19 protein-coding genes are annotated in these 18,749 nt (G+C 41.1%); 5 read left to right on the forward strand and 14 right to left on the reverse strand.

Going from position 1 to position 18,749, the window contains the following annotated elements; genetic code table 11:
* The 3 genes from AACS98_RS23430 to sfsA form a co-directional block, all read right to left on the reverse strand.
* The coding region (locus AACS98_RS23430) for an HIRAN domain-containing protein (RefSeq protein WP_066384762.1) at positions 1-732 on the reverse strand (732 nt) is incomplete at its 3' end.
* Positions 733-916: 184 nt separating this feature from the next.
* Positions 917-1,399, reverse strand: a complete 483-nt coding sequence (locus AACS98_RS23435) for a gluconokinase (RefSeq protein ID WP_066384767.1) — start codon at positions 1,397-1,399, stop codon at positions 917-919.
* Between the two features lie 49 nt (positions 1,400-1,448).
* Positions 1,449-2,174 carry a DNA/RNA nuclease SfsA gene (gene sfsA, locus AACS98_RS23440; protein ID WP_066384768.1) on the reverse strand — a complete coding sequence of 242 codons (726 nt, stop codon included), beginning with the start codon at positions 2,172-2,174 and terminating at the stop codon, positions 1,449-1,451.
* 246 nt (positions 2,175-2,420) lie between these two features.
* On the opposite strand from sfsA, the gene AACS98_RS23445 reads away from it, so the two are divergent.
* Positions 2,421-3,089, forward strand: a complete 669-nt coding sequence (locus AACS98_RS23445) for a 2OG-Fe dioxygenase family protein (RefSeq protein ID WP_066384770.1) — start codon at positions 2,421-2,423, stop codon at positions 3,087-3,089.
* 169 nt (positions 3,090-3,258) lie between these two features.
* On the opposite strand, the gene AACS98_RS23450 is transcribed toward AACS98_RS23445, so the two are convergent.
* Positions 3,259-4,392 (reverse strand): DUF711 family protein, encoded by a 1,134-nt coding sequence (locus AACS98_RS23450; RefSeq protein WP_066384771.1) that lies wholly within the window; start codon positions 4,390-4,392, stop codon positions 3,259-3,261.
* A gap of 84 nt (positions 4,393-4,476) precedes the next feature.
* On the opposite strand from AACS98_RS23450, the gene AACS98_RS23455 reads away from it, so the two are divergent.
* On the forward strand, positions 4,477-5,745 hold the full coding sequence (locus AACS98_RS23455; RefSeq protein WP_066384774.1) for a tetratricopeptide repeat protein: 1,269 nt from the start codon (positions 4,477-4,479) through the stop codon (positions 5,743-5,745).
* Positions 5,746-5,915: 170 nt separating this feature from the next.
* Here AACS98_RS23455 and AACS98_RS23460 read toward each other — a convergent pair whose 3' ends face one another.
* The 7 genes from AACS98_RS23460 to AACS98_RS23490 form a co-directional block, all read right to left on the reverse strand.
* Entirely contained in the window at positions 5,916-6,599 is a 684-nt protein-coding gene (locus AACS98_RS23460) for a class I SAM-dependent methyltransferase (protein WP_066384813.1), read from the reverse strand.
* A gap of 107 nt (positions 6,600-6,706) precedes the next feature.
* Positions 6,707-9,274, reverse strand: a complete 2,568-nt coding sequence (mutS, locus tag AACS98_RS23465) for a DNA mismatch repair protein MutS (protein ID WP_066384776.1) — start codon at positions 9,272-9,274, stop codon at positions 6,707-6,709.
* 111 nt (positions 9,275-9,385) lie between these two features.
* Positions 9,386-10,006 (reverse strand): DUF4276 family protein, encoded by a 621-nt coding sequence (locus AACS98_RS23470; protein WP_066384778.1) that lies wholly within the window; start codon positions 10,004-10,006, stop codon positions 9,386-9,388.
* The gene (locus tag AACS98_RS23475) at positions 10,000-11,199 is read right to left on the reverse strand and encodes an AAA family ATPase (RefSeq protein WP_066384779.1); all 1,200 of its coding nucleotides are present in this window, start codon (positions 11,197-11,199) and stop codon (positions 10,000-10,002) included. Before AACS98_RS23475 ends, AACS98_RS23470 begins: the two co-directional genes overlap by 7 nt.
* Positions 11,200-11,486: 287 nt before the next feature.
* Positions 11,487-12,587, reverse strand: coding sequence for an AI-2E family transporter (locus tag AACS98_RS23480; protein ID WP_066384787.1), 1,101 nt, complete (start codon positions 12,585-12,587; stop codon positions 11,487-11,489).
* A 209-nt stretch (positions 12,588-12,796) separates the two neighbouring features.
* The gene (locus tag AACS98_RS23485; protein WP_066384789.1) at positions 12,797-13,222 is read right to left on the reverse strand and encodes an NUDIX hydrolase; all 426 of its coding nucleotides are present in this window, start codon (positions 13,220-13,222) and stop codon (positions 12,797-12,799) included.
* 33 nt (positions 13,223-13,255) lie between these two features.
* Entirely contained in the window at positions 13,256-13,654 is a 399-nt protein-coding gene (locus AACS98_RS23490; RefSeq protein WP_231867008.1) for a cytochrome c maturation protein CcmE domain-containing protein, read from the reverse strand.
* Between the two features lie 262 nt (positions 13,655-13,916).
* Between AACS98_RS23490 and folD the strand changes: the two genes are divergently transcribed.
* From folD to AACS98_RS23505, 3 genes are all read left to right on the forward strand, one after another.
* Positions 13,917-14,816, forward strand: a complete 900-nt coding sequence (gene folD, locus AACS98_RS23495) for a bifunctional methylenetetrahydrofolate dehydrogenase/methenyltetrahydrofolate cyclohydrolase FolD (RefSeq protein ID WP_066384819.1) — start codon at positions 13,917-13,919, stop codon at positions 14,814-14,816.
* A 148-nt stretch (positions 14,817-14,964) separates the two neighbouring features.
* On the forward strand, positions 14,965-15,894 hold the full coding sequence (gene crtE, locus AACS98_RS23500; protein WP_066384791.1) for a geranylgeranyl diphosphate synthase CrtE: 930 nt from the start codon (positions 14,965-14,967) through the stop codon (positions 15,892-15,894).
* A gap of 235 nt (positions 15,895-16,129) precedes the next feature.
* On the forward strand, positions 16,130-16,597 hold the full coding sequence (locus AACS98_RS23505) for a divergent PAP2 family protein (RefSeq protein ID WP_066384792.1): 468 nt from the start codon (positions 16,130-16,132) through the stop codon (positions 16,595-16,597).
* A gap of 48 nt (positions 16,598-16,645) precedes the next feature.
* Here the strand turns inward: AACS98_RS23505 and AACS98_RS23510 are convergent, their stop codons facing one another.
* The 3 genes from AACS98_RS23510 to AACS98_RS23520 form a co-directional block, all read right to left on the reverse strand.
* Positions 16,646-17,293 carry a hypothetical protein gene (locus AACS98_RS23510; RefSeq protein WP_066384793.1) on the reverse strand — a complete coding sequence of 216 codons (648 nt, stop codon included), beginning with the start codon at positions 17,291-17,293 and terminating at the stop codon, positions 16,646-16,648.
* A 116-nt stretch (positions 17,294-17,409) separates the two neighbouring features.
* Positions 17,410-17,739: an MgPME-cyclase complex family protein gene (locus AACS98_RS23515; protein WP_066384797.1), complete on the reverse strand. Its 330-nt coding sequence runs from the start codon at positions 17,737-17,739 to the stop codon at positions 17,410-17,412.
* 72 nt (positions 17,740-17,811) lie between these two features.
* Positions 17,812-18,522 (reverse strand): SnoaL-like polyketide cyclase, encoded by a 711-nt coding sequence (locus AACS98_RS23520; protein WP_066384799.1) that lies wholly within the window; start codon positions 18,520-18,522, stop codon positions 17,812-17,814.
* Between the last annotated feature and the right edge of the window lie 227 nt (positions 18,523-18,749).

Raw genomic sequence — 18,749 nt, forward strand, 5'->3', positions numbered from 1 at the left:
AACAATTGGCTGATACTCTCGGCTAGAAAATGGCTGAAATTCTTCATGCCATTCTGCCGTCAAATTGCACAACAAACGTAGCTGTAACGGTGTTGGTGCTGGGTTAACACGCTCAACGTGTACTTTTACAAGTTCTGGATTTTGGTTCTTAAGTTTAAACACATCATCCACAATGTACCGAGGGCAATAACCTACAATATGGTGATCCTTAGTACATAAAAGCAATGCACGCGAGTCATAGGGATTTTGAAATTCGTTTGCTAAATATAAAAGTTCGCTAGGTTCTAATTGATCAATTTTTTCAATTGCACAAACAGGAAGATGTCGCAATCCGTGGGCAAAAAAATGGATATGATATAAACCATTCTCATCTGGCTCTGGACAAGGGAAAACTTCAAAATTATCTGTTACTTTGCGTCCACCACTGCGGGAAAGAATAGCAACTGGGTCGTCTTCACCTTCAGGAATGTTTAAGCACTCAATATAATTTTTATAATCTGGGCGAGAACGTCGCATTAATCTATTGGAGAACAAAGGAAAAAGTTCAGCCGATTTGTACACTTTGTTTAAATCAGGGAAAGATAGTAATGGTTGAAATTGGTATTTAGTTCTAGCTTCTAATGCACCTTTTGTATAAAGATACTGATATTCGTTCCCATCAAATGTTAACCGACCGATGGGAAACCAACCCCGACTTTTTGGATCTTGCCAAGCTAAAAACAGTGTTTTCATAGTTGAGTGTCCAGCAAATTCAGCAGTCTTTTTTGATTAAATTCCAAGATTGTTTGGGCAAATTCAATTGCTGTTGGCGATATGCGATTAGATGGAATGCGCTCAAAAAGCTTTAACGTATCATTGCTGGACACCCTTGCTAGTTGCTCTAACCATATTTTGGCTGCTTCTGGATTTATTTGGTCTAAATCCCTAGCGTCGTTTTAAGAGTTTTTACAATTACTTCGGGTGGCTGGGAAATGTCTACACATATAGCGTTATCTGGTTCTTCCAGGGTATCAAATTGGCTTTTAAGGAGTTTTTCCATCATGAAGTGATTTTGACGCTGTTGTAGGCGTTTTTGAATGGTGTCGTAAGAGCCTCGCAGATACACTATTTTGACGTTGTTATCTAGTACGAGATATTGGCGATAGCTGGCTTTGAGTGCGGAACAGGCTAAGACTACATTTTTATTTTCTCGCAACCATTGGGCGATCGCTTTTCCTATCTCTTCTAACCAAGGTATTCTATCGCTATCTTTTAGCGGAATACCTTGGCTCATTTTTTCGATGTTCTCTGGGGTGTGGAAATTATCTGCGTCTTGAAATTCCCAATGTAAAGAGTCGGCTAGTAGTTTTGCGATGGTGGTTTTACCAGCACCGGATACGCCCATGATGAGAATGATCATTTTTTTTAACGCAGAGGTACGCAGAGGTAAACGCGGAGGTACGCGGAGGTTAGAGTTGGAGTTGGGCTAAACCTAGATATTGTATGCCTTCTGGGGTGATGTGGAAGCGGCAAGGTAGGACTTCTAAACCAAGGGCGATCGCTTCTCGTAATAATTTACCATATATGGGATCGGTGCTGTCTCCTGGGGCAAACTCGGTACAATCACCCCGATTGATAAAGTACAGCATGACTGCTCGCATTGTGGGTAATAATGCTGTTAGTTCTCGCAAATGTTTCTGTCCCCTTGTGGTTTCGGTGTCGGGAAATAATGCTAATTTTCCTTTGCACCAAGTGGTGTTTTTGACTTCTAGGTAAATTGGGGGTTCTGTTTCTTTCCCTGTTAAGTAGAAATCTACTCGGCTTTTTTTATCTTGTCCATATACTACTTCGCTTTTAACTTGGTTGTAGTTACCTAGTTCTGGAAATAGGTGTTTTGTTAATGCTAGTTTGATTATCTGATTTGGTAAGGCTGTATTTACTCCTACCCATGTCGGTTGGTTATCGTTTACCTCAATTATTTCTAAGGTATAAGCTAATTTGCGGTTAGGGTTATTACTTTTAGACAGTTGTACCGCACTACCAAGTGTTGATACTCCTGTCATGGGGCCTGTATTCGGACAGTGTGCTGTTACTATTTCGCCAGTAGTTAATTGTACGTCAGCAAAAAAGCGTTTGTAACGTTTGAGTAGTATACCAGGATATAAGGTGGGGTAACGGTAAAGCCAATCAGTCATTTTTCGGGAATTGAGTATGGGGAACTGGGTACTGTTAACCAGATGAAATCTCAATATACAGCTAACCGCGCTCTCTCAATCTTGATGCTCAATCATTCGGCAGTATTTACGTCAGGCTTCTATCACAATTTGTCAATTTTTGTAGTTATTTTAACGACAGTTTGCTAAAAAGTCGCCTATACTCGGTGGTATCAGCCCCCCATACATCCAAAATGGGGAAAATGCCACTGCAAGGAGAAAATTCCTATGCAAAGAGTCGGGGTAATTACAGAATTAGAATATGCTTTTCTGTTTACCTTAAGAAAGGTAAATTCAATTAATGTAGCAGATTTTCAACCGTTTTTTAATAATTTGCCTGTTGATCCTTATATTAAAGGTAAATACCGTTTAAGAAGACTCTCACGGTTTACGGTTGCAGGTGAAAAATTAGTTAAACTACCTCATGGATATCTTTTGCAAAGTAAAGAATACAATCCCTTGTTAGGTGATGTTAAACGAGAGTTTGCTGAATTAGAAGATGCTTTAATTGAACTTGATAGTTTTAAAAAGTTAGTTTTGGCATTTACTGACTCTTGTAAACTCCATCCAGAAGCAGAGATTGGTGTGCATCAAATCAGAACTATTTGCACTCCTGAAAATTTTGGTAATCCCGCACCTGAAGGTATCCATCAAGATGGTACTGATTTTATTGGGATTTTTTCTGTGCATAGAGACAATATTCTGGGCGGAGAAACACATTTATATACTGCTAAAAAAGAGAAGCCTGTATTTAGCAAGATTCTCCATCCTGGAGAGTTGTTATTAGTCAATGACCATGAGTTTTTCCACTTTACCACTCCTATTAAACCGCAAACTCCAGCGCAGGGAATCAGGGATGTTTTTGTGCTGACTTCTCCGAGTTTGTTGACTGAGTGAAGCAGGGTGTAGGGGGGATGAGGAAGCAGGGGAAAATAACTTCTATCTAGTCAAAAATCAACAGTCAATAATCCCAATTTTGAATTTTTTAGCTTGCGTCTCGTAGCGAACGCGCAGCGTATCCGTAGGATTCACCCGTAGGGTATTTTTAATTGATTTATGCCCCAGTTTAATTAACTGCAAAGATTTGACAATCTACAAGATAGGGGGAATTAAAATCCGTCATTTCCCCTGCTTGTTTATTGGGGATGGGAAATAATCTGGCTGAGAGTGGTTTGTTGAGTTTAAAGGCTAATGTTGTCATATCTATTAATATGGATGTAATCTTGTCTATGGAAATATCCCCAGGAATGGGTACGGTATCTAATCCACAACCACAAACGGCTGAATATAGCAATAAATTGGTAATATCATAAGTTTGCTCGTTGGCTCTAGTTGCTAATCCGATATCTTCACAAACTGGTAGCATTAAGCCAGAATAACCACAGGTTTTTACAGGTATGCTTTTTAAGACTCGCGTTAGCATCCCAGAAATTGCTAAAGTTCCAGAATTCCCAAATTTACCATTTAGTAATTTTTCGTAGGCGAAAGCAATACTATTGTCTTTATCTAACGATGGTGCGAGAGATGTATCTATACCAGAAAATTTTAGCGGAAATTGCTTAGAGATATTGTAGGCGATCGCTTCTATTTTCTTAACTTCTTTTTCTAAAATTATTTGTAGCTGATTTTCCGCCTCTGGAATATCATCAGCTTGTACAAATGCTTGCATTACTAAGTCAGCTAACTCTAAACCAATCGCAAAAGATGTTTCACCTACATGATAAGATGTCGGGAAAAAGGGGATACCTGGCTGACAGTTAGCCCCAGCACAAAAACGAAAATTACCATAGCCGTTTTCAGTCTCTAGAGAGATGCGTTTAATCGCTTGGGCTGATTCTCTCGCGTTTTCAAAATGATTACCAATTTTACTTGAGCAGTAAACTATAGATGTATGTTTGTTGATGTCGGGAATTATCTCTATAGTTTCGGGAGTGCTAGCATAACCAATATTGAAAAAATTCACCTTCAAACTTTGACACAATGTTTCTAAAGCTTGAATTTCTTGAATAATTTTAGCTGGAGGTAAACCTAAAAGATATTCTTCCCAGGAGTTAGTCGCTATTCTCGTAGTTTGTACTTCGTAACCTTGGGATTGAAAAATTTCCTGTGCTGTTTGGTTAAAATCAGCAGCTATTTTCAGCTTGGCAGTGTCTTGGGGTGAATCTAATGATATACCTGTAGTGATAGTTCTAATTTTCATAGTGTAATTTAGGAATAATTGATATTTACGGTGAATATTAAAGATATGTGACTAATAACTCACTGAATCAGGTAAACAATAGCTATGAATAACGATTTTTACCATCAGGGACTAGAAAAAGCTCAACAAAAAGACTACGCTGGAGCTATTGAAGATTTTAGCTTGGCTATACAATTCACTCCTTATTATGCCGAAGCTTACTTAAAACGGGGTTTAGCATATTATGATTCCGGGGCAATTATTCAGGCTGTTTCTGATTATACAGAAGCTATCAAGATACATCCTGAGAGTGTGACAGCATATTACTGTCGCGCTTTAGCTAGATTAGCATTGAAAAATTTACCAGGGGCGTTAGAAGATGTAGACAAGGCGATTCGGTTAAATCTCAATTATGCTGCGGCGCATGAGTTACGGGGGATAGTGCGACGCAAACAGAGTTATATTCAAGATGCGATCGCTAGTTTTAAAAAAGCCGCAGATTTATACTTACAGCAAAAAGATACAGAAAATTGTCGTCGCTGCTTAGAACTAATTAAACAGTTACAACCCCCAGCTAAACCAGTTACACAGCCAGTAGTTGCTAAAACTGCGCCGATGACATCGGTTCAGGACTATTTTAGCCAACTTTTAGACAAAGCCGAAAAGGGAGATACTCAGCAAGCCATTGCTGACTTAAATTGGATATTACAAGCCGATGCCCAAGATGCTCAGGCGTATTGCTGTCGGGGCGTGGTACGTTGTAAACTGGGGAATTATCGAGAAGCGATCGCAGATTTTAACCAAGCTCTACAATTAAACTTTCAAGATGCGATAGTGTACCGTAACCGAGGAAAAGCACGTTCTTTATTAGGTGATTATCAAGGTGCGATCGCGGATTTTAATCAAGCTATCCAAATTCAACCCCAAGACGCTTTAAATTATGTTGCCAGAGGTAACACCTATCGCGCAATGGGTAATTATCTCGGTGCAATTTCTGACTACGCCCAAGCATTGCAAATTAACCCCAATGATGCCCAAGCCTACTACAATCGTGGCATCACCTATACTTTTTTAGAAGAAATGCAAAATGCTGTAGATGATTATCAAAAAGCCATCAGCATTTTTTGTGAACAAGAAGACTGGGAAAATCATCAACAAGTTTTAGATAGTCTGCAACAAATTCAGAAATCTGTTCCCGAAGCCAAACAGCAAAAACTTAACATCTTGCGTCAGCGACTTCTACGCCTAGTTGGGGGATATTGGGAAATTGCTCAAAGATTCATTGAACAGAAAAAAGATTACTATCCAGGGATGACAGAAGAATGGTATATGCAAAAAGTCATCGATGATTTAGAACGGGAACGAGGTAGGTAATAAACAATTCAAAATTCTCTCATTCAAAATTAACTCCGTAACTTTCAAAAACCGCATTTTAAAACTACAGCAGGTTGCACATAAATGAGGTACAAACATAAATGATAAAATGAGAGTTTTAATGCAACATTTAAAGCTTGCCACACTACTACAATTTCATGTTTCAAAGATTAATTAGAACCTCTTTGATATACAATCCTCATCTGTTTAACCTCAGTTTCCTGAGATTCTAAAAACTGCATAGCGTCAATTTTTGCTAATCCCAAACTTTCCAATTGGGCAAGTTCAGAATCAGATAATGGCCAAGGGGGGCCAGATGGTGCTTCTTCTGTATCCCGCACACGAGTAATTACTAATAAAGTCCCATCAGGCGCAACCACAGAAGCAACGGAGGAGATAACAGCAGGACGTAAACTCAAAGGTAACGCTTGCATATTTCGACATTCAAATACAAAATCAAAAGCTAAATGCCATTGTGAAGGAATTGCTAATAAATCGGCAATTTCATAGTTAACTTTTGAGTTAGGAAATCGCTTTTTACACCAAGCAATAGCCGTTGGAGAAATATCAAAAGCTGTAACTGTAAATCCTAATTTTGCTAAAGCTTCTGCATCATCTCCTAAACCACACCCAATTACTAACGCTTTTTTCCCCGTGGTAATTGGTTGATGATTATTTAACCAATCTTGTAGATAGGGGTGAGGTGTTAACTTTGCCCAAGGAATTTGTTCTGTATCACCGTTAGCTGAAGCGTATAAAGTTTCAAACCATGCTGTTGGTTCTGATTTATTGATGGCTTCTAAAGCTAATTCTTGGACTTTTTGGCGTAAGTTTTGCGGTTGTTGTTCAAACATAAAATTAGTCATTAGTCATTAGTCATTAGTCATTAGTCATTAGTCATTAGTCATTAGTCATTAGTCATTAGTTTTTCTCTACTACACCTCTGTATTTGTCAGAAATCTTACTCTAAATTCTTTAAACCAATAGCAATTTTGCTATGTTTTTCTATTTGTCCCATGACTTGTTTTGCTCGTTGAATTACCACAGGTGGTAAACCCGCTAACCTTCCCGCTTCAATGCCGTAGGATTTATCAGCACCTCCCGGTTGAACTTGGTGTAAAAATATAATTTGGTCGGGTAATTCTTTGACAGTCACTTGATAATTAGCCACATTGGGCAACATCGCGGCTAATTCATTTAATTCATGATAGTGTGTTGCGAAAATTGTTCTAGCTTTGATTTCTGTAGCTAAATATTCTGCTACCGCCCAAGCAATAGAAAGTCCATCAAAGGTAGCCGTTCCCCGTCCAATTTCATCTAATAAAACTAGAGATTTAGCTGTGGCGTGGTTGAGAATATTTGCCGTTTCATTCATTTCTACCATAAACGTAGATTGACCCGTAGCTAAATCATCAACTGCACCGACACGGGTAAAAATGCGATCGCACACTCCCAACCTCGCCGACTTAGCCGGGACAAAACTCCCAATTTGCGCCATTAACTGAATTAGTCCCACCTGACGCAGATAGCAACTTTTACCACTGGCGTTTGGCCCTGTGAGGATAATTAGGTCAGGGAGTGGGATATTTTCACTACATCCCAATTCAGTAGAATTAGGCACAAAAAACCCCGCAGGTAAAGACTGTTCGACTACCGGATGACGACCTTCAACAATAGCTAATTCTCGTCCGGGAATCATTTCAGGACGACAGTAACCTTGCTGTACTGCTAACTCCGCCAAACCACACAACACATCAGCCGCAGCGACAGCACGCGACAGGTTGCGAATTGCTTCGGCTTGTGTTCCGACTTCTTCCCGCAAAGCCACAAAAATCTCATATTCCAACTGATTTAAATCATCCCTCGCAGTTAAAATCCGGGCTTCCCGTTCTTTTAGTTCTGGGGTAATATACCGTTCTTCATTCGTCAGGGTTTGCTTACGGATGTAATTACTCGGTACTTGGTCAGCTTTGGCGCGAGAAATACTAATATAGTAACCAAAGGTTTTATTAAATCCTACCTTGAGGGTGGGGATACCTGTTCTAGCTCGTTCATCGACTTCTAAATTAGCAATCCATTGTTGATCTGCTTCCACCGTCGCCTTGCGTTCATCCAACTGGGGGTTTATCCCCGCACGAATTAAGCCGCCATCCTTGAGATGTATTGGTGGTGATTCGACAATGTGGGCGCGGATATTCTGCGCCACTTCTTCTAAAATTGGCGGGACTTTTTGCAAAGCTTTCAGGAAGGGGGAACGCGCATCAGCCACCAAACGGGCTAATTCTGGTAAACGACACAGAGAATCAGCCAAAGCTACTAAATCTCTAGCGTTAGCAGTCCCGGAGGTGGTGCGTCCTGTGAGACGTTCTAAGTCGTAAATCTGCCGTAATAATTGCCGTAAATCCTGACGTAGAGGCGTATTTTCGGCTAATTCTTGAATTGTATCTTGCCGAGCGCGAATCCCTTTAATATCAAGTAGGGGTTGCAACAACCACCGTCGCAAAGCCCGGCTACCCATTGCGGTGCTAGTTCTATCTAAAGCCCATAACAGCGAACCATGAAAAGTCCCATCGCGGACGGTTTGAGTAATTTCTAAGTTGCGGCGGGTTTGCTGGTCTACAATTAAATAGTCGGTGATGGTGTAGGTTCTGAGTCTTTGCAGAGAAACACGGTTTTCCTTTTGGGTATCTTCCACATATTCCAGCAAACCGCCAGCCGCCCGTACAGCCAAGGGGAGATGGTCACAACCCAAACCTTCAAGCGATCGCACCTTGTATGTCTGCAATAATTTACTTCTAGCCTCACCTTGAGAAAAAGGGACTTGCGATCGCAAACTATAACAAAAAGATGGCGGTAAACATTCTGGTAGATGGGGTGAAGTTTCCCCCGGACGCAGCAAACTAGCCAAATCAGGCGCATTCGTCGGCACTAACACCTCAGCCGGTTGCAACCGCATCAATTCTTGAGTGAGAAGTTCTAAATTACTATCTTGAGTCGTGAAAAATTCCCCCGTGGAGATATCTGCATAAGCCAAACCCCAATGATTCCCCGCAATTACCACAGCCGCCAAGTAATTATTGCGACTAGATTTTAACATTCCTTCTTCTAACAAAGTGCCTGGGGTGAGGATGCGTGTCACCTCCCGACGCACCAAACCCACCGCCTCAGAAGCATCTTCCACCTGGTCGCAAATCACCACAGCATAACCCTTTTCCACCAATAGGGTAGTGTAGCGTTCCCAAGCGTGGTGAGGAACACCAGTCATCGCCACACGCCCAACTTCGCCACCGTGCTTACTGGTAAGAACTAATTCTAATTCTTGCGCTACCGTAACCGCATCTTGAAAAAACGTCTCAAAAAAATCTCCCACCCGATACAGCAACAACGCATGAGGGTACTTATCCTTCACCTCAACATAGTGCTGATACATCTTACTCAACTTACTGCGGTCAACCTGTCGCGTGTCCGTATGCGGTGCAGTAGAATGATTTGGTTCCGTTGGCTGGATGTCAGAGTGAGAAACAGTCATAGGATAGATGCTAGGATTTACGCACAGAAAAGCCACAACATCCCATGATAACGTGCTGTGAAAATTTCGGGGGATGCTAGCGACCATGCTACACCTATGTTTAAGATTTTCTTATGATTCCATTTTTTCTTGTAAAGTAGTAAATAGGCGATCGCACTTGGTCGAAGCTTGACGAACAGTAGTCACATCTAGCAATTCCAGCAGCTTAGAGGCATGGTTAATTTTGTGATACTCTCCCTTTGTAGTATTACAAGTAGCATTCTTTAGACTAGGTTCTAAGTTATCTTTAGCAATAATTTCTACATTAGAAGATTTGGGAATAGCATTTTCTTTAAAACCCTTACCGTAAAATTTTGTGAGAGTTGCAATATCAGCAATAAACCAAGCCTCCATTGCTTGCACCATCAAGTGACACTGACTGTCATCAACTCCTAAAGGTTTATCCCAATTATCCCTCGACTTCAAATGTTGCCAAGGTGACTCTACATTCACAGGTGCTTCTGCATCAACCAACAATATATTCAATGCGTCTGGATGGTCTTTTAAAGCATTTTTAAAGTCACGAAAAGCATGATTACGAGTACCACACATAATAATACTCCATTTAATCTTTCTACTTTTTGCAACTTCAACCAGAGGCTTGAGAAATTGACTTAATCCTTGCCTAATTAATGCTTTTGTGTTTTTACCATCCCCACCACCTTCTACATAAATTCGCACCTCTTTTACCATCGATTTCCCCCAATTTCACCCATCCGCCACAAGTCACCCAGAGAATAATTTTCCAGCCAATTCTTCAGTTTATCTGGTTCAAGCCGACGAAGATGAGAGCCTTTTTCATCTCGTTCACAAACTAACACTGATTCAGGATATTCACTCAAAGCCGAAACTAAAGCATCAGAATGAGTTGTAATAATTAATTGTGTTCTCTGAGATGCTTCAATTAGCATTTCAGCAATAGTAGGTAAAATATCTGGATGTAAACCAATTTCTGGTTCTTCAATACAAATAAGTGGCGGTGGAGTAGGGTCAAGCAGTAAAGCAATTAAAAATAAATAACGCAGTGTACCATCAGATAAACGATTTGCCGGAATTGGTTGAATAAAATTCTCTTCACGAATAAATATCTGTACAGTACCCCCATATATTCTGACACTCAGTTCTTCGGCAGCATCATAAAATTTTTTCAGTTTATCAAGAATTTTTCTAGTACCTAGTCTGTGCTGTAAATTGTTTAAAACTAATCCTAAATTACTCCCATCTTCTAGTAAAGGATGCTCAGGCAAATCGGTTTTTTGAGCATTCCTTGGTTCTGCGTATCGTCCCATCTGCCAATGACGATATAAACCTATATTAGAAAATTCTGTACTAAGATAAGAGAGTTCTGGATAAAGTTCTGGGTCTTTCCTTTGAGATAAAACAGATTGTTCTGGACTCAAATCTTCTCGGCGAAGATAACGTTTAAATCGTTCTCCATTATCCTCTATTTTGTTAACATTTAAAACAGGATGACCACTTTGATAACGATAGAAAAAATAGACATCATCTTCCCCTGGATATTTTTGTTCATTTTCTACAACTTCATCTACTAGCTCTAGTCTTTGTCCAGTTGCAGTCAAGCTCAACTGATAACGTAAATTTTGGGGTCTTTGTGGATAATTTAAAGTAACATCTATTTTAGCTACTGGATTTTCTTGTCCACCTTTCCAAAGAAACTCAGTAACTCCTCCACCTTGCCGAAAAGGAGCAGGTAAGTCTGTAGGTGTTGCTTTTAAAATTCCAATTGCTTCAATTAAATTTGACTTACCAGAAGTGTTAGGCCCAATTAACACATTTAATGGTTGTAGCTCAATATCTTCCCCCTCACTTCCATAAGAAAGAAAATTTTCTAATCGTAATTTATGAATAAATCTTTTACCTTCCATTGGCTTATCCTACTTGGCTTATCACTTAAGCTAACTGTGGTTTAACATGATAGGTTTAGCGTGATGTGCAGAGATATAATTGTGGTTTGTTGGTTAGCTATCATGAGAAATGTTCAGAATTACAGCAGTAGAATCCACAACCATTAATAATAACGTGATGTGCAATCTGATCAAAAATCAAAATTTTATGATCCTTCCTAACTTCACGTAACCAAACATAAAAAAAACTCCGCGCCCCTCCGCGTTACCTCCGCGCCCCTCCGCGTTTAATTCTCTTCCTCCTCCTCTCAACTATTAGTCACCACAACCTCACCCTCAACCCTTCCAGAGTCCGCCTCAGTATTCTCAACCCGATGAAATTCTCCAGCCCGCCAACTATCAGCAATATCCTTAATAAAACTAGCCGTAGGGATAGCAACCAACAAACCTAAAACCCCACCTAATTTAGCACCCAGCAACAAAGAAACTACCACCCAAACAGGATTTAAACCAGTTAAATTACCCAAAATGCGAGGAGCAATAAAATTAGAATTAATTTGGTCAATAGCAACAGCAACCCCTAAAACTTCCACACCTTGCCAAAAGTTTTCCAAAGCAACTAATAAACTAACAAGACCAATACCGATACCTGTACCAAAAGGAAACAGCGAGAAAAAACCAATAGCAAGTCCAAAAAGTAAAGCTAAAGGAACACGCAACGCTACAAAAGCCAAAGTCACCGTTAACGCTAAGACAGCACCCAAGGTAGCTTGACCGATAAAATAATTATGAAAATCCTCTCTGAGTATTTCCCGGACTTTAGCCCCGATGTTCACGGGAAACCATTGATAGACACCATCCCATAAGCGATCGCCATTCAGTACCATATAGGTAGTCAACACTATCGCCAGCACCACGTTAACCACAACGCCGATAGTATCGAAAGCCAAACCTAATATTTTACCAGTCACAGACTGCAATTGGTTAGACAATCGCTCTAAAACCTGCGTCACCAAACTACTCAAATTCACCGGGACTGTTTGTGTAGCTATCCAATTTTGGAAAGCGTCTAGTTGCTGCACCCCTGAATCAATCCAATTGGGCAGAACATTCACTAGCTCATTGAGTTGCTGTATGATTAATGGCAATAAAGTCAGACCTAAACCTACCAAAATCACCACAGCTAACAATAACACCCCACCAATCGCCAAGTTACGCTGTACCCCACGGCTTTGAAAAAACTGGATGGGATAATCTAAAACAAAAGCCAACAGGACGGCAGATACAAAAACACTCACCAAAGGTTGAAAATAGTGTACAACCTGAATTAATAGCCAACCGTTGAGAATAACAATAGGAAACGCCAGCCCCACAGTCAACCATCGTGGCCATTTGTTTACTGTTTGCATTTACTGGTGACTCCACATAAGTTCTAACTTTATTTTGCCTGTTATGTGGGGAATGGGGACTGGGGACAAATCAATTCAAAATTCAAAATTCAAAATTCAAGAATTTTTGGCAAATGGCAATTGGGGACTGGGACAAGGGAGACAAGGCAGCAGTGGGGAAAATCCAATGCCCAATGCCCAATGCCCTATTCCCAACTAATGACTAATAACTATTGCCGAATAAAGTCCAATAATATTTTCTGTGCTACAGATCCCAAAGGTCTGGCTTCTCCTGCTTGTGGTGAATAAAATTTACCTTTACTAATATCTGCGGGTGTCAACATTGCCATGTCCCAGCCTTCATTTAACTCCAATTGATCAAATTCCACCAACAAAGGTGCATGGAAGACATGACGCACAACTCTCTCATCGGGATAACAGCCAAATTCAAAAAAAGGCGGTAAATTGTAGCCGATTTCTTCTAAAATTTCTCGCTTTACTGCTATGTCTGGAGTTTCACCCGGTTCAATGTGACCACCAAACAACGCCCAATGACCAGGGTAGGGAATATTGGGGATATTGTCCCGCAACTGCATCAAAAATTTATTATCTTGGTAAAGAATGGCGATCGCTACATGAACTTTTTTGTTATTCATATTTCATGCTTACCAGAGCTTATGTAAATATTATCACTCCTGTTCTAGATAAACTTCCCCAAAATCTTGGTCAGCGATCGCAATGCTTTTATATAGCACCTTCCCCTTAATGACTACTGACTGTCCCTCTGTGAAATTATTCTTATTAGACACAACCCAGACAGTACCAGTAGAATCATTAATCATATATGCCCATCGTTGCACTAAAGGTACTTGCTTTTCCACTGTACCTTGGATACGTACTGTCTGTTTTTTATCTGCTTTTGATTTAAGTTCCCGAATGGGAGTGACATTAGCAGCAAAACTAATGTTATTGGTTTCCCAACCAGACACATTTAAAGGCGCACAGCTACAAAGTCCTACGACACACAGTAAAGTAAATCCTAGGTAAAAATTTTGCACTTTTTGCATAAAACTCACCAATTTAGTCATTAGTCATTAGTTATTAGTCATTAGTTATTAGTCATTAGTCATTAGTTTTTCTCCCCTACTTCCCCTACTTCCCCAGCTTCCTCTGCTCCCTCCGCTTCCTCATCTCCCCAGTCAAGAGTCAAGAGTCAAGAGTCCCCTATACGAGAACATAGAAAGACGCTACATTATCAGACGACAACGCCATAATAATCTACAAGCAAGAGTTATTCTAACTGTTGAGTTGGCTGTAGATAAATTAAATCAAGTAAAACTGGGGATGCTTATGGAAACTAGAACTGCGAAAATCTTGGATGGTAAAGCTTTAGCGGCAAAAATCCAGCAACAACTAACTTCACAAATCCAAGAATTACAAGCTAAAATCGGTCGTCCTCCTGGGTTAGCGGTGTTGATGGTGGGTGATAACCCAGCTTCGGCTGCTTATGTCCGCAACAAAGAAAAAGCTTGCGCTAAGGTGGGTATTGCTTCTTTTGGTAAACACTTTCCGCAACAAACCACCCAAGAAGAATTAGAGGATGTGATTGCCGCACTCAACGAAGATGAACAGGTAGATGGTATTCTCGTACAGTTACCGCTACCAGAACATTTAGATGCGGTGAAGTTACTGCATCAAATAGCACCAGATAAAGATGCTGACGGACTGCATCCCGTGAATTTAGGGCGATTGGTACGCAGTGAAGCTGGGTTACGCAGTTGTACACCTGCGGGAGTCATGCGGCTATTAGCAGAGTATGAAATTCCCTTGGCGGGAAAACATACTGTAGTGCTAGGACGAAGTATTTTAGTGGGTAAGCCGATGGGCTTGATGCTATTAGACGCTGATGCTACTGTTACCATTGCCCACTCGCGATCGCAAGATATCAACACCATTACCAAAAATGCTGATATTCTCGTCACCGCCGTTGGTATTCCCGGCTTAATTACTGCTGAGATGGTGAAACCAGGCGCGGTTGTGGTAGATGTGGGGATAAATCGCGTCACCGATGCTAATGGCAAAAGTCGCTTAGTTGGCGATGTGGAATTTGCAGCAACCGCTCAAGTCGCGGACTACATCACCCCTGTTCCTGGCGGTGTCGGCCCCATGACTGTGGCAGTGTTGTTAGAAAATACATTTGCTAGCTATTTAAAAACAGCAAAGGAGAAAGGAATTTTAAATGGTAAATAAAAAATTATGAAAATTAACATAACTCATCATTTATCATTTAACTTCCTGAATGACTCAAGTCTGAGTTAATCTTTTGGTTCCAGAGCATCATAAAATTGTGACGTATATCAAAAACAGCCAAAAGCCAAAAATTTAAGGAATTGTAAGAATGGTAGCAGCTGATAACCTTCAGAAGATGCCAGAAAAAGCCACATTTGACCTAGAAACTTATCTCAAAGAGCGCAAAAAACTCTGTGAAGCGGCTTTAGATCAATCTATGCCAGTCATTTACCCAGAAAAAATTTACGAGTCAATGCGCTACTCGCTGTTAGCTGGAGGTAAGCGTCTGCGTCCCATTCTCTGCCTAGCTACCTGTGAAATGATGGGCGGTACAATTGAAATGGCAATGCCCACAGCTTGTGCTGTGGAAATGATCCACACCATGTCATTGATTCATGATGACCTGCCCGCAATGGATAATGATGATTATCGTCGCGGTAGGTTGACAAATCACAAAGTTTATGGTGAAGACATTGCGATTTTAGCCGGTGATGGTTTATTGGCTTATGCTTTTGAGTTCGTAGCCAGCCAAACCCCCGAAAGCGTCTCTAGGGAGCGTGTCTTACAGGTAATTGTTCGTTTAGGAAGCGCATTAGGAGCAGCCGGCTTAGTGGGTGGTCAAGTAGTGGACTTAGAATCAGAGGGTAAGTCAGATATTTCTCTAGAAACTCTCAACTTCATCCATAACCATAAAACAGCCGCCCTTCTGGAAGCCTGTGTTGTCTGTGGGGGAATTTTAGCGGGTGCATCATCGGCAGATGTTCAAAGACTCTCGCGTTATTCCCAAAACATCGGGCTAGCATTTCAAATTATTGATGATATTCTCGATGTCACAGCTACCCAAGAGCAATTAGGCAAAACCGCCGGTAAAGACCTCATCGCCCAAAAAGTCACCTACCCTAGTCTCTGGGGTATTGAACAATCCCGTGCTAAAGCCCAAGAGCTAATTACAGCCGCTTGTGCAGAACTAGAACCATTCGGGGAATCAGCACAACCTCTGCAAGCACTGGCTCATTTCATTACCAGTCGCAATCATTAGATTAGCTCTGGGTAAATTCAAAATTCAATTCAAAAATCCATTCCAACTCATCATGGTGGGCAAAGCTTTGTCTTGAGTATGTAGTCCTACCAAAACAAATTTATTTTCCTAAATCGGAGGGATGATATTATTTTTTGAATTTTGAATGAGAGAATTTTGAATTTTGAATTGAAGCCTCAACCTTCTCTCTGGAAACATCACTACTGCTAATATCGACTAACCGAACCAAAATACCATGCAGGACATAGGCGAGATTTTAGACAACCGGGTGCTAGTGGTGGCTCTGGTAGCTTGTTTTGTAGCTCAAGCTTTAAAGCTAGTAATTGAGCTAGTTCAACACCGTAAACTGAATGTACGCGTTCTAGTGACAACTGGAGGGATGCCCAGCGCACATTCAGCTTTGGTGACGGCTCTGGCTGCTGGTATTGGACAAACCATTGGCTGGGCATCGCCAGACTTTGCCTTGGCTACAGTTTTTGCGATTATTGTTATGTACGATGCTGCCGGTGTTCGCCAAGCAGCTGGTAAACAAGCCCGCATCCTCAATCAAATGATTGATGAATTATTTCGGGAAAAACCAGATTTTAACCAAGACAGGCTCAAGGAATTGCTAGGACATACACCTGTACAAGTCATAGCAGGTTCCGCTTTAGGGGTGACGATTTCTTTATTAGCTAGGTCTTTATTAGTTAGTAGTCCATAGTCAATAAATAGTTAGTTCACTAACAACTAATGACTAATAACTAATGACTTACTGTACCCGCACAACTGATCGCAGTAACATGACTTTACTGCTATCTACTAAGACAGCAATAAAACCGCGATCGTTGAGTTTCTGTAATGTGTTGTAAGCTTCTTGTTGGTTAGTCGTATAAACTGCCAGCAAGTAGGGTTTTTGTCCAAAGGAAGCAAGACCAACATTACCGCCTACTACCTGTTGAACGCTATTTGCAAGTTCTGGACGGTTAAAATAATCCACTAATACGGCAAAACCCTGCCCTAGACGTTGGGGATTAAAGGGTACTGTGGTAGTTGTCTGTGCTGCTACTTCCCCAGGTCTAGTAGTGATAATGGCAGACAAACCTACAATCATGTTGATATACCTAGCCCAACGGTTAGCATCATCAATTTTGCTAAATCCCCCGATGCGCGTTACCGTATCACTGAGATATCGGCAGGTAGTAGTTTTAATCTCATTGGGTAAGGCGTTACGTAACTGCTGCTGATTCTCGGTGGTGGGACTGACTACCAGCAATAGGTACTCCCCAACCTTGGGAGGTTGACACACAGGAAGGGAAGTTTGGGCTTTGACAGAATTTATGCTACCCATCACCCCCGCGATCGCTAGTCCGAATACACTGGATAAAGTGGCAAGTTTCTGCACAGAATTAGCACGCATAAGCGAATTTTCAAGATTTTTAGTGAAGAGTCATTAGTCCATAGTCAATAGTAAACGAGCTAATGACTAATGACTAATGACTAATGACTAATGACTAATGACTAATGACTAATCACTCAAGACACTGAAGCCAGAGATGCCAAAGCATCAGGAATTGTTCCAGTAGGAGCTTGAAATTCTCCAGTAATCACGTATTCTAATCGCAATTTCAACCAAGTAATAAATTGCTGATTGGTAGAAATAATCGCAGCTGCGGGTTGAGGACACTTAGCTTTGATTTCTGCCATTTCAGGAGCTTCTAAAAACGCTGGTTGTGGTACTAACCAAAAATCAATTTCTTTTTCTTGTTCGTGATAATGACGGGTGCGTTCTTTTAGCACTTCTTCCATCGGTTCTTCTTGTAATAAAAAGCGTCGGCTGGCCAAAACGTAATAGTATGTTTGCATTCTCATCCTGTAGTTTTTAATTAAATCGTCGCAGGGTACAGTATGACTACTGTACCCCTATATGTACTAACTCTAGCGGGATTTTTTGAACCAAGAACTAAACGGGCAACCTTTACCTTGGTTGTCAGCAGCTACTTTACCACCAGCTGTTAACTTTTCTAAAAACAGGGTGTTGTCAAAGTAGTGTTCCAAGGACACAATCTTCAAGTCATCGGTGACATGGGCAACGCTCAAGCCGATAATTTCTACTGTCTCACCCGTGGGAGCATAGTCTTTATATGAGCCTTGAAAATGTCCCCAGTGCCGCCATTTAAAGGTAACAACTGGGGGGCCTGAATAAACTTCCAACACTTCCCAAGGGAAACCTTGGGGAAAGGTGCTATGGAAGAGATGACCAGATGTTTCAAAAGTTTCTTCAGAGGCTTTGTAATGCTCAGAATCCCCCATGAATACATTGTAAGTACCTTGGACGGATACATCTGCGGCTGTAAACTCTTTACCGCCATTGGTAGTGATGCGAAACTTATCGTTCACCACTGACAACCACTGCTGTGGGTTGGTTTTGAAAGATACCTCCATCTCAAAGGTTCTCACTAAGTTCTGCACGATCGCCTCTAGTGAACCCTCAACATGATTGCGTGTGCTTTCTTTGGCTAGATTCTCTTTAGAGCGAGTATAATCCGGTGCAGTACCATACCGCCACTGAACATTAGTGCTAGCAGCGATCACTTTATCCCTGTCTTGTACCCAAAGCGGAAGCTCGTTAGATTGTGTTGCGCTCATAACAATTCAAAATTCTCTGATTCAAAATTGAGAAAACCGTTCATGGTAAGTATCCTGACTTCACAAAACATTTTCTGAAGTCTTCCACACCAACAACGATTTTCGAGATTACGCAGTCACAACCCCTCTAGAGCAGGCAGGGAAGCAGGGGTATGAGGGGCAGAGGGGCAGAGGGAGCGGAGGGAGCAGAGGAGAGTTTATTTTTAATACCCAGTCCCCAGTCCCCA

The organism is Anabaena sp. CA = ATCC 33047 (assembly GCF_963870205.1).
Classification (GTDB): domain Bacteria; phylum Cyanobacteriota; class Cyanobacteriia; order Cyanobacteriales; family Nostocaceae; genus Trichormus.

Bases quoted from the DNA above. Each gene is read 5' to 3' on its own strand.
- AACS98_RS23485 (WP_066384789.1), bottom strand. From the start codon at position 13,222: ATGAATAACAAAAAAGTTCATGTAGCGATCGCCATTCTTTACCAAGAT.
- AACS98_RS23475 (WP_066384779.1), bottom strand. From the start codon at position 11,199: ATGGAAGGTAAAAGATTTATTCATAAATTACGATTAGAAAATTTTCTT.
- AACS98_RS23510 (WP_066384793.1), bottom strand. From the start codon at position 17,293: ATGCGTGCTAATTCTGTGCAGAAACTTGCCACTTTATCCAGTGTATTC.
- AACS98_RS23505 (WP_066384792.1), top strand. From the start codon at position 16,130: ATGCAGGACATAGGCGAGATTTTAGACAACCGGGTGCTAGTGGTGGCT.
- AACS98_RS23445 (WP_066384770.1), top strand. From the start codon at position 2,421: ATGCAAAGAGTCGGGGTAATTACAGAATTAGAATATGCTTTTCTGTTT.
- AACS98_RS23520 (WP_066384799.1), bottom strand. From the start codon at position 18,522: ATGAGCGCAACACAATCTAACGAGCTTCCGCTTTGGGTACAAGACAGG.
- folD (WP_066384819.1), top strand. From the start codon at position 13,917: ATGGAAACTAGAACTGCGAAAATCTTGGATGGTAAAGCTTTAGCGGCA.
- sfsA (WP_066384768.1), bottom strand. From the start codon at position 2,174: ATGACTGATTGGCTTTACCGTTACCCCACCTTATATCCTGGTATACTA.
- mutS (WP_066384776.1), bottom strand. From the start codon at position 9,274: ATGACTGTTTCTCACTCTGACATCCAGCCAACGGAACCAAATCATTCT.
- AACS98_RS23435 (WP_066384767.1), bottom strand. From the start codon at position 1,399: ATGATCATTCTCATCATGGGCGTATCCGGTGCTGGTAAAACCACCATC.
- AACS98_RS23480 (WP_066384787.1), bottom strand. From the start codon at position 12,587: ATGCAAACAGTAAACAAATGGCCACGATGGTTGACTGTGGGGCTGGCG.
- crtE (WP_066384791.1), top strand. From the start codon at position 14,965: ATGGTAGCAGCTGATAACCTTCAGAAGATGCCAGAAAAAGCCACATTT.
- AACS98_RS23455 (WP_066384774.1), top strand. From the start codon at position 4,477: ATGAATAACGATTTTTACCATCAGGGACTAGAAAAAGCTCAACAAAAA.
- AACS98_RS23450 (WP_066384771.1), bottom strand. From the start codon at position 4,392: ATGAAAATTAGAACTATCACTACAGGTATATCATTAGATTCACCCCAA.
- AACS98_RS23470 (WP_066384778.1), bottom strand. From the start codon at position 10,006: ATGGTAAAAGAGGTGCGAATTTATGTAGAAGGTGGTGGGGATGGTAAA.
- AACS98_RS23515 (WP_066384797.1), bottom strand. From the start codon at position 17,739: ATGCAAACATACTATTACGTTTTGGCCAGCCGACGCTTTTTATTACAA.
- AACS98_RS23490 (WP_231867008.1), bottom strand. From the start codon at position 13,654: ATGACTAAATTGGTGAGTTTTATGCAAAAAGTGCAAAATTTTTACCTA.
- AACS98_RS23460 (WP_066384813.1), bottom strand. From the start codon at position 6,599: ATGTTTGAACAACAACCGCAAAACTTACGCCAAAAAGTCCAAGAATTA.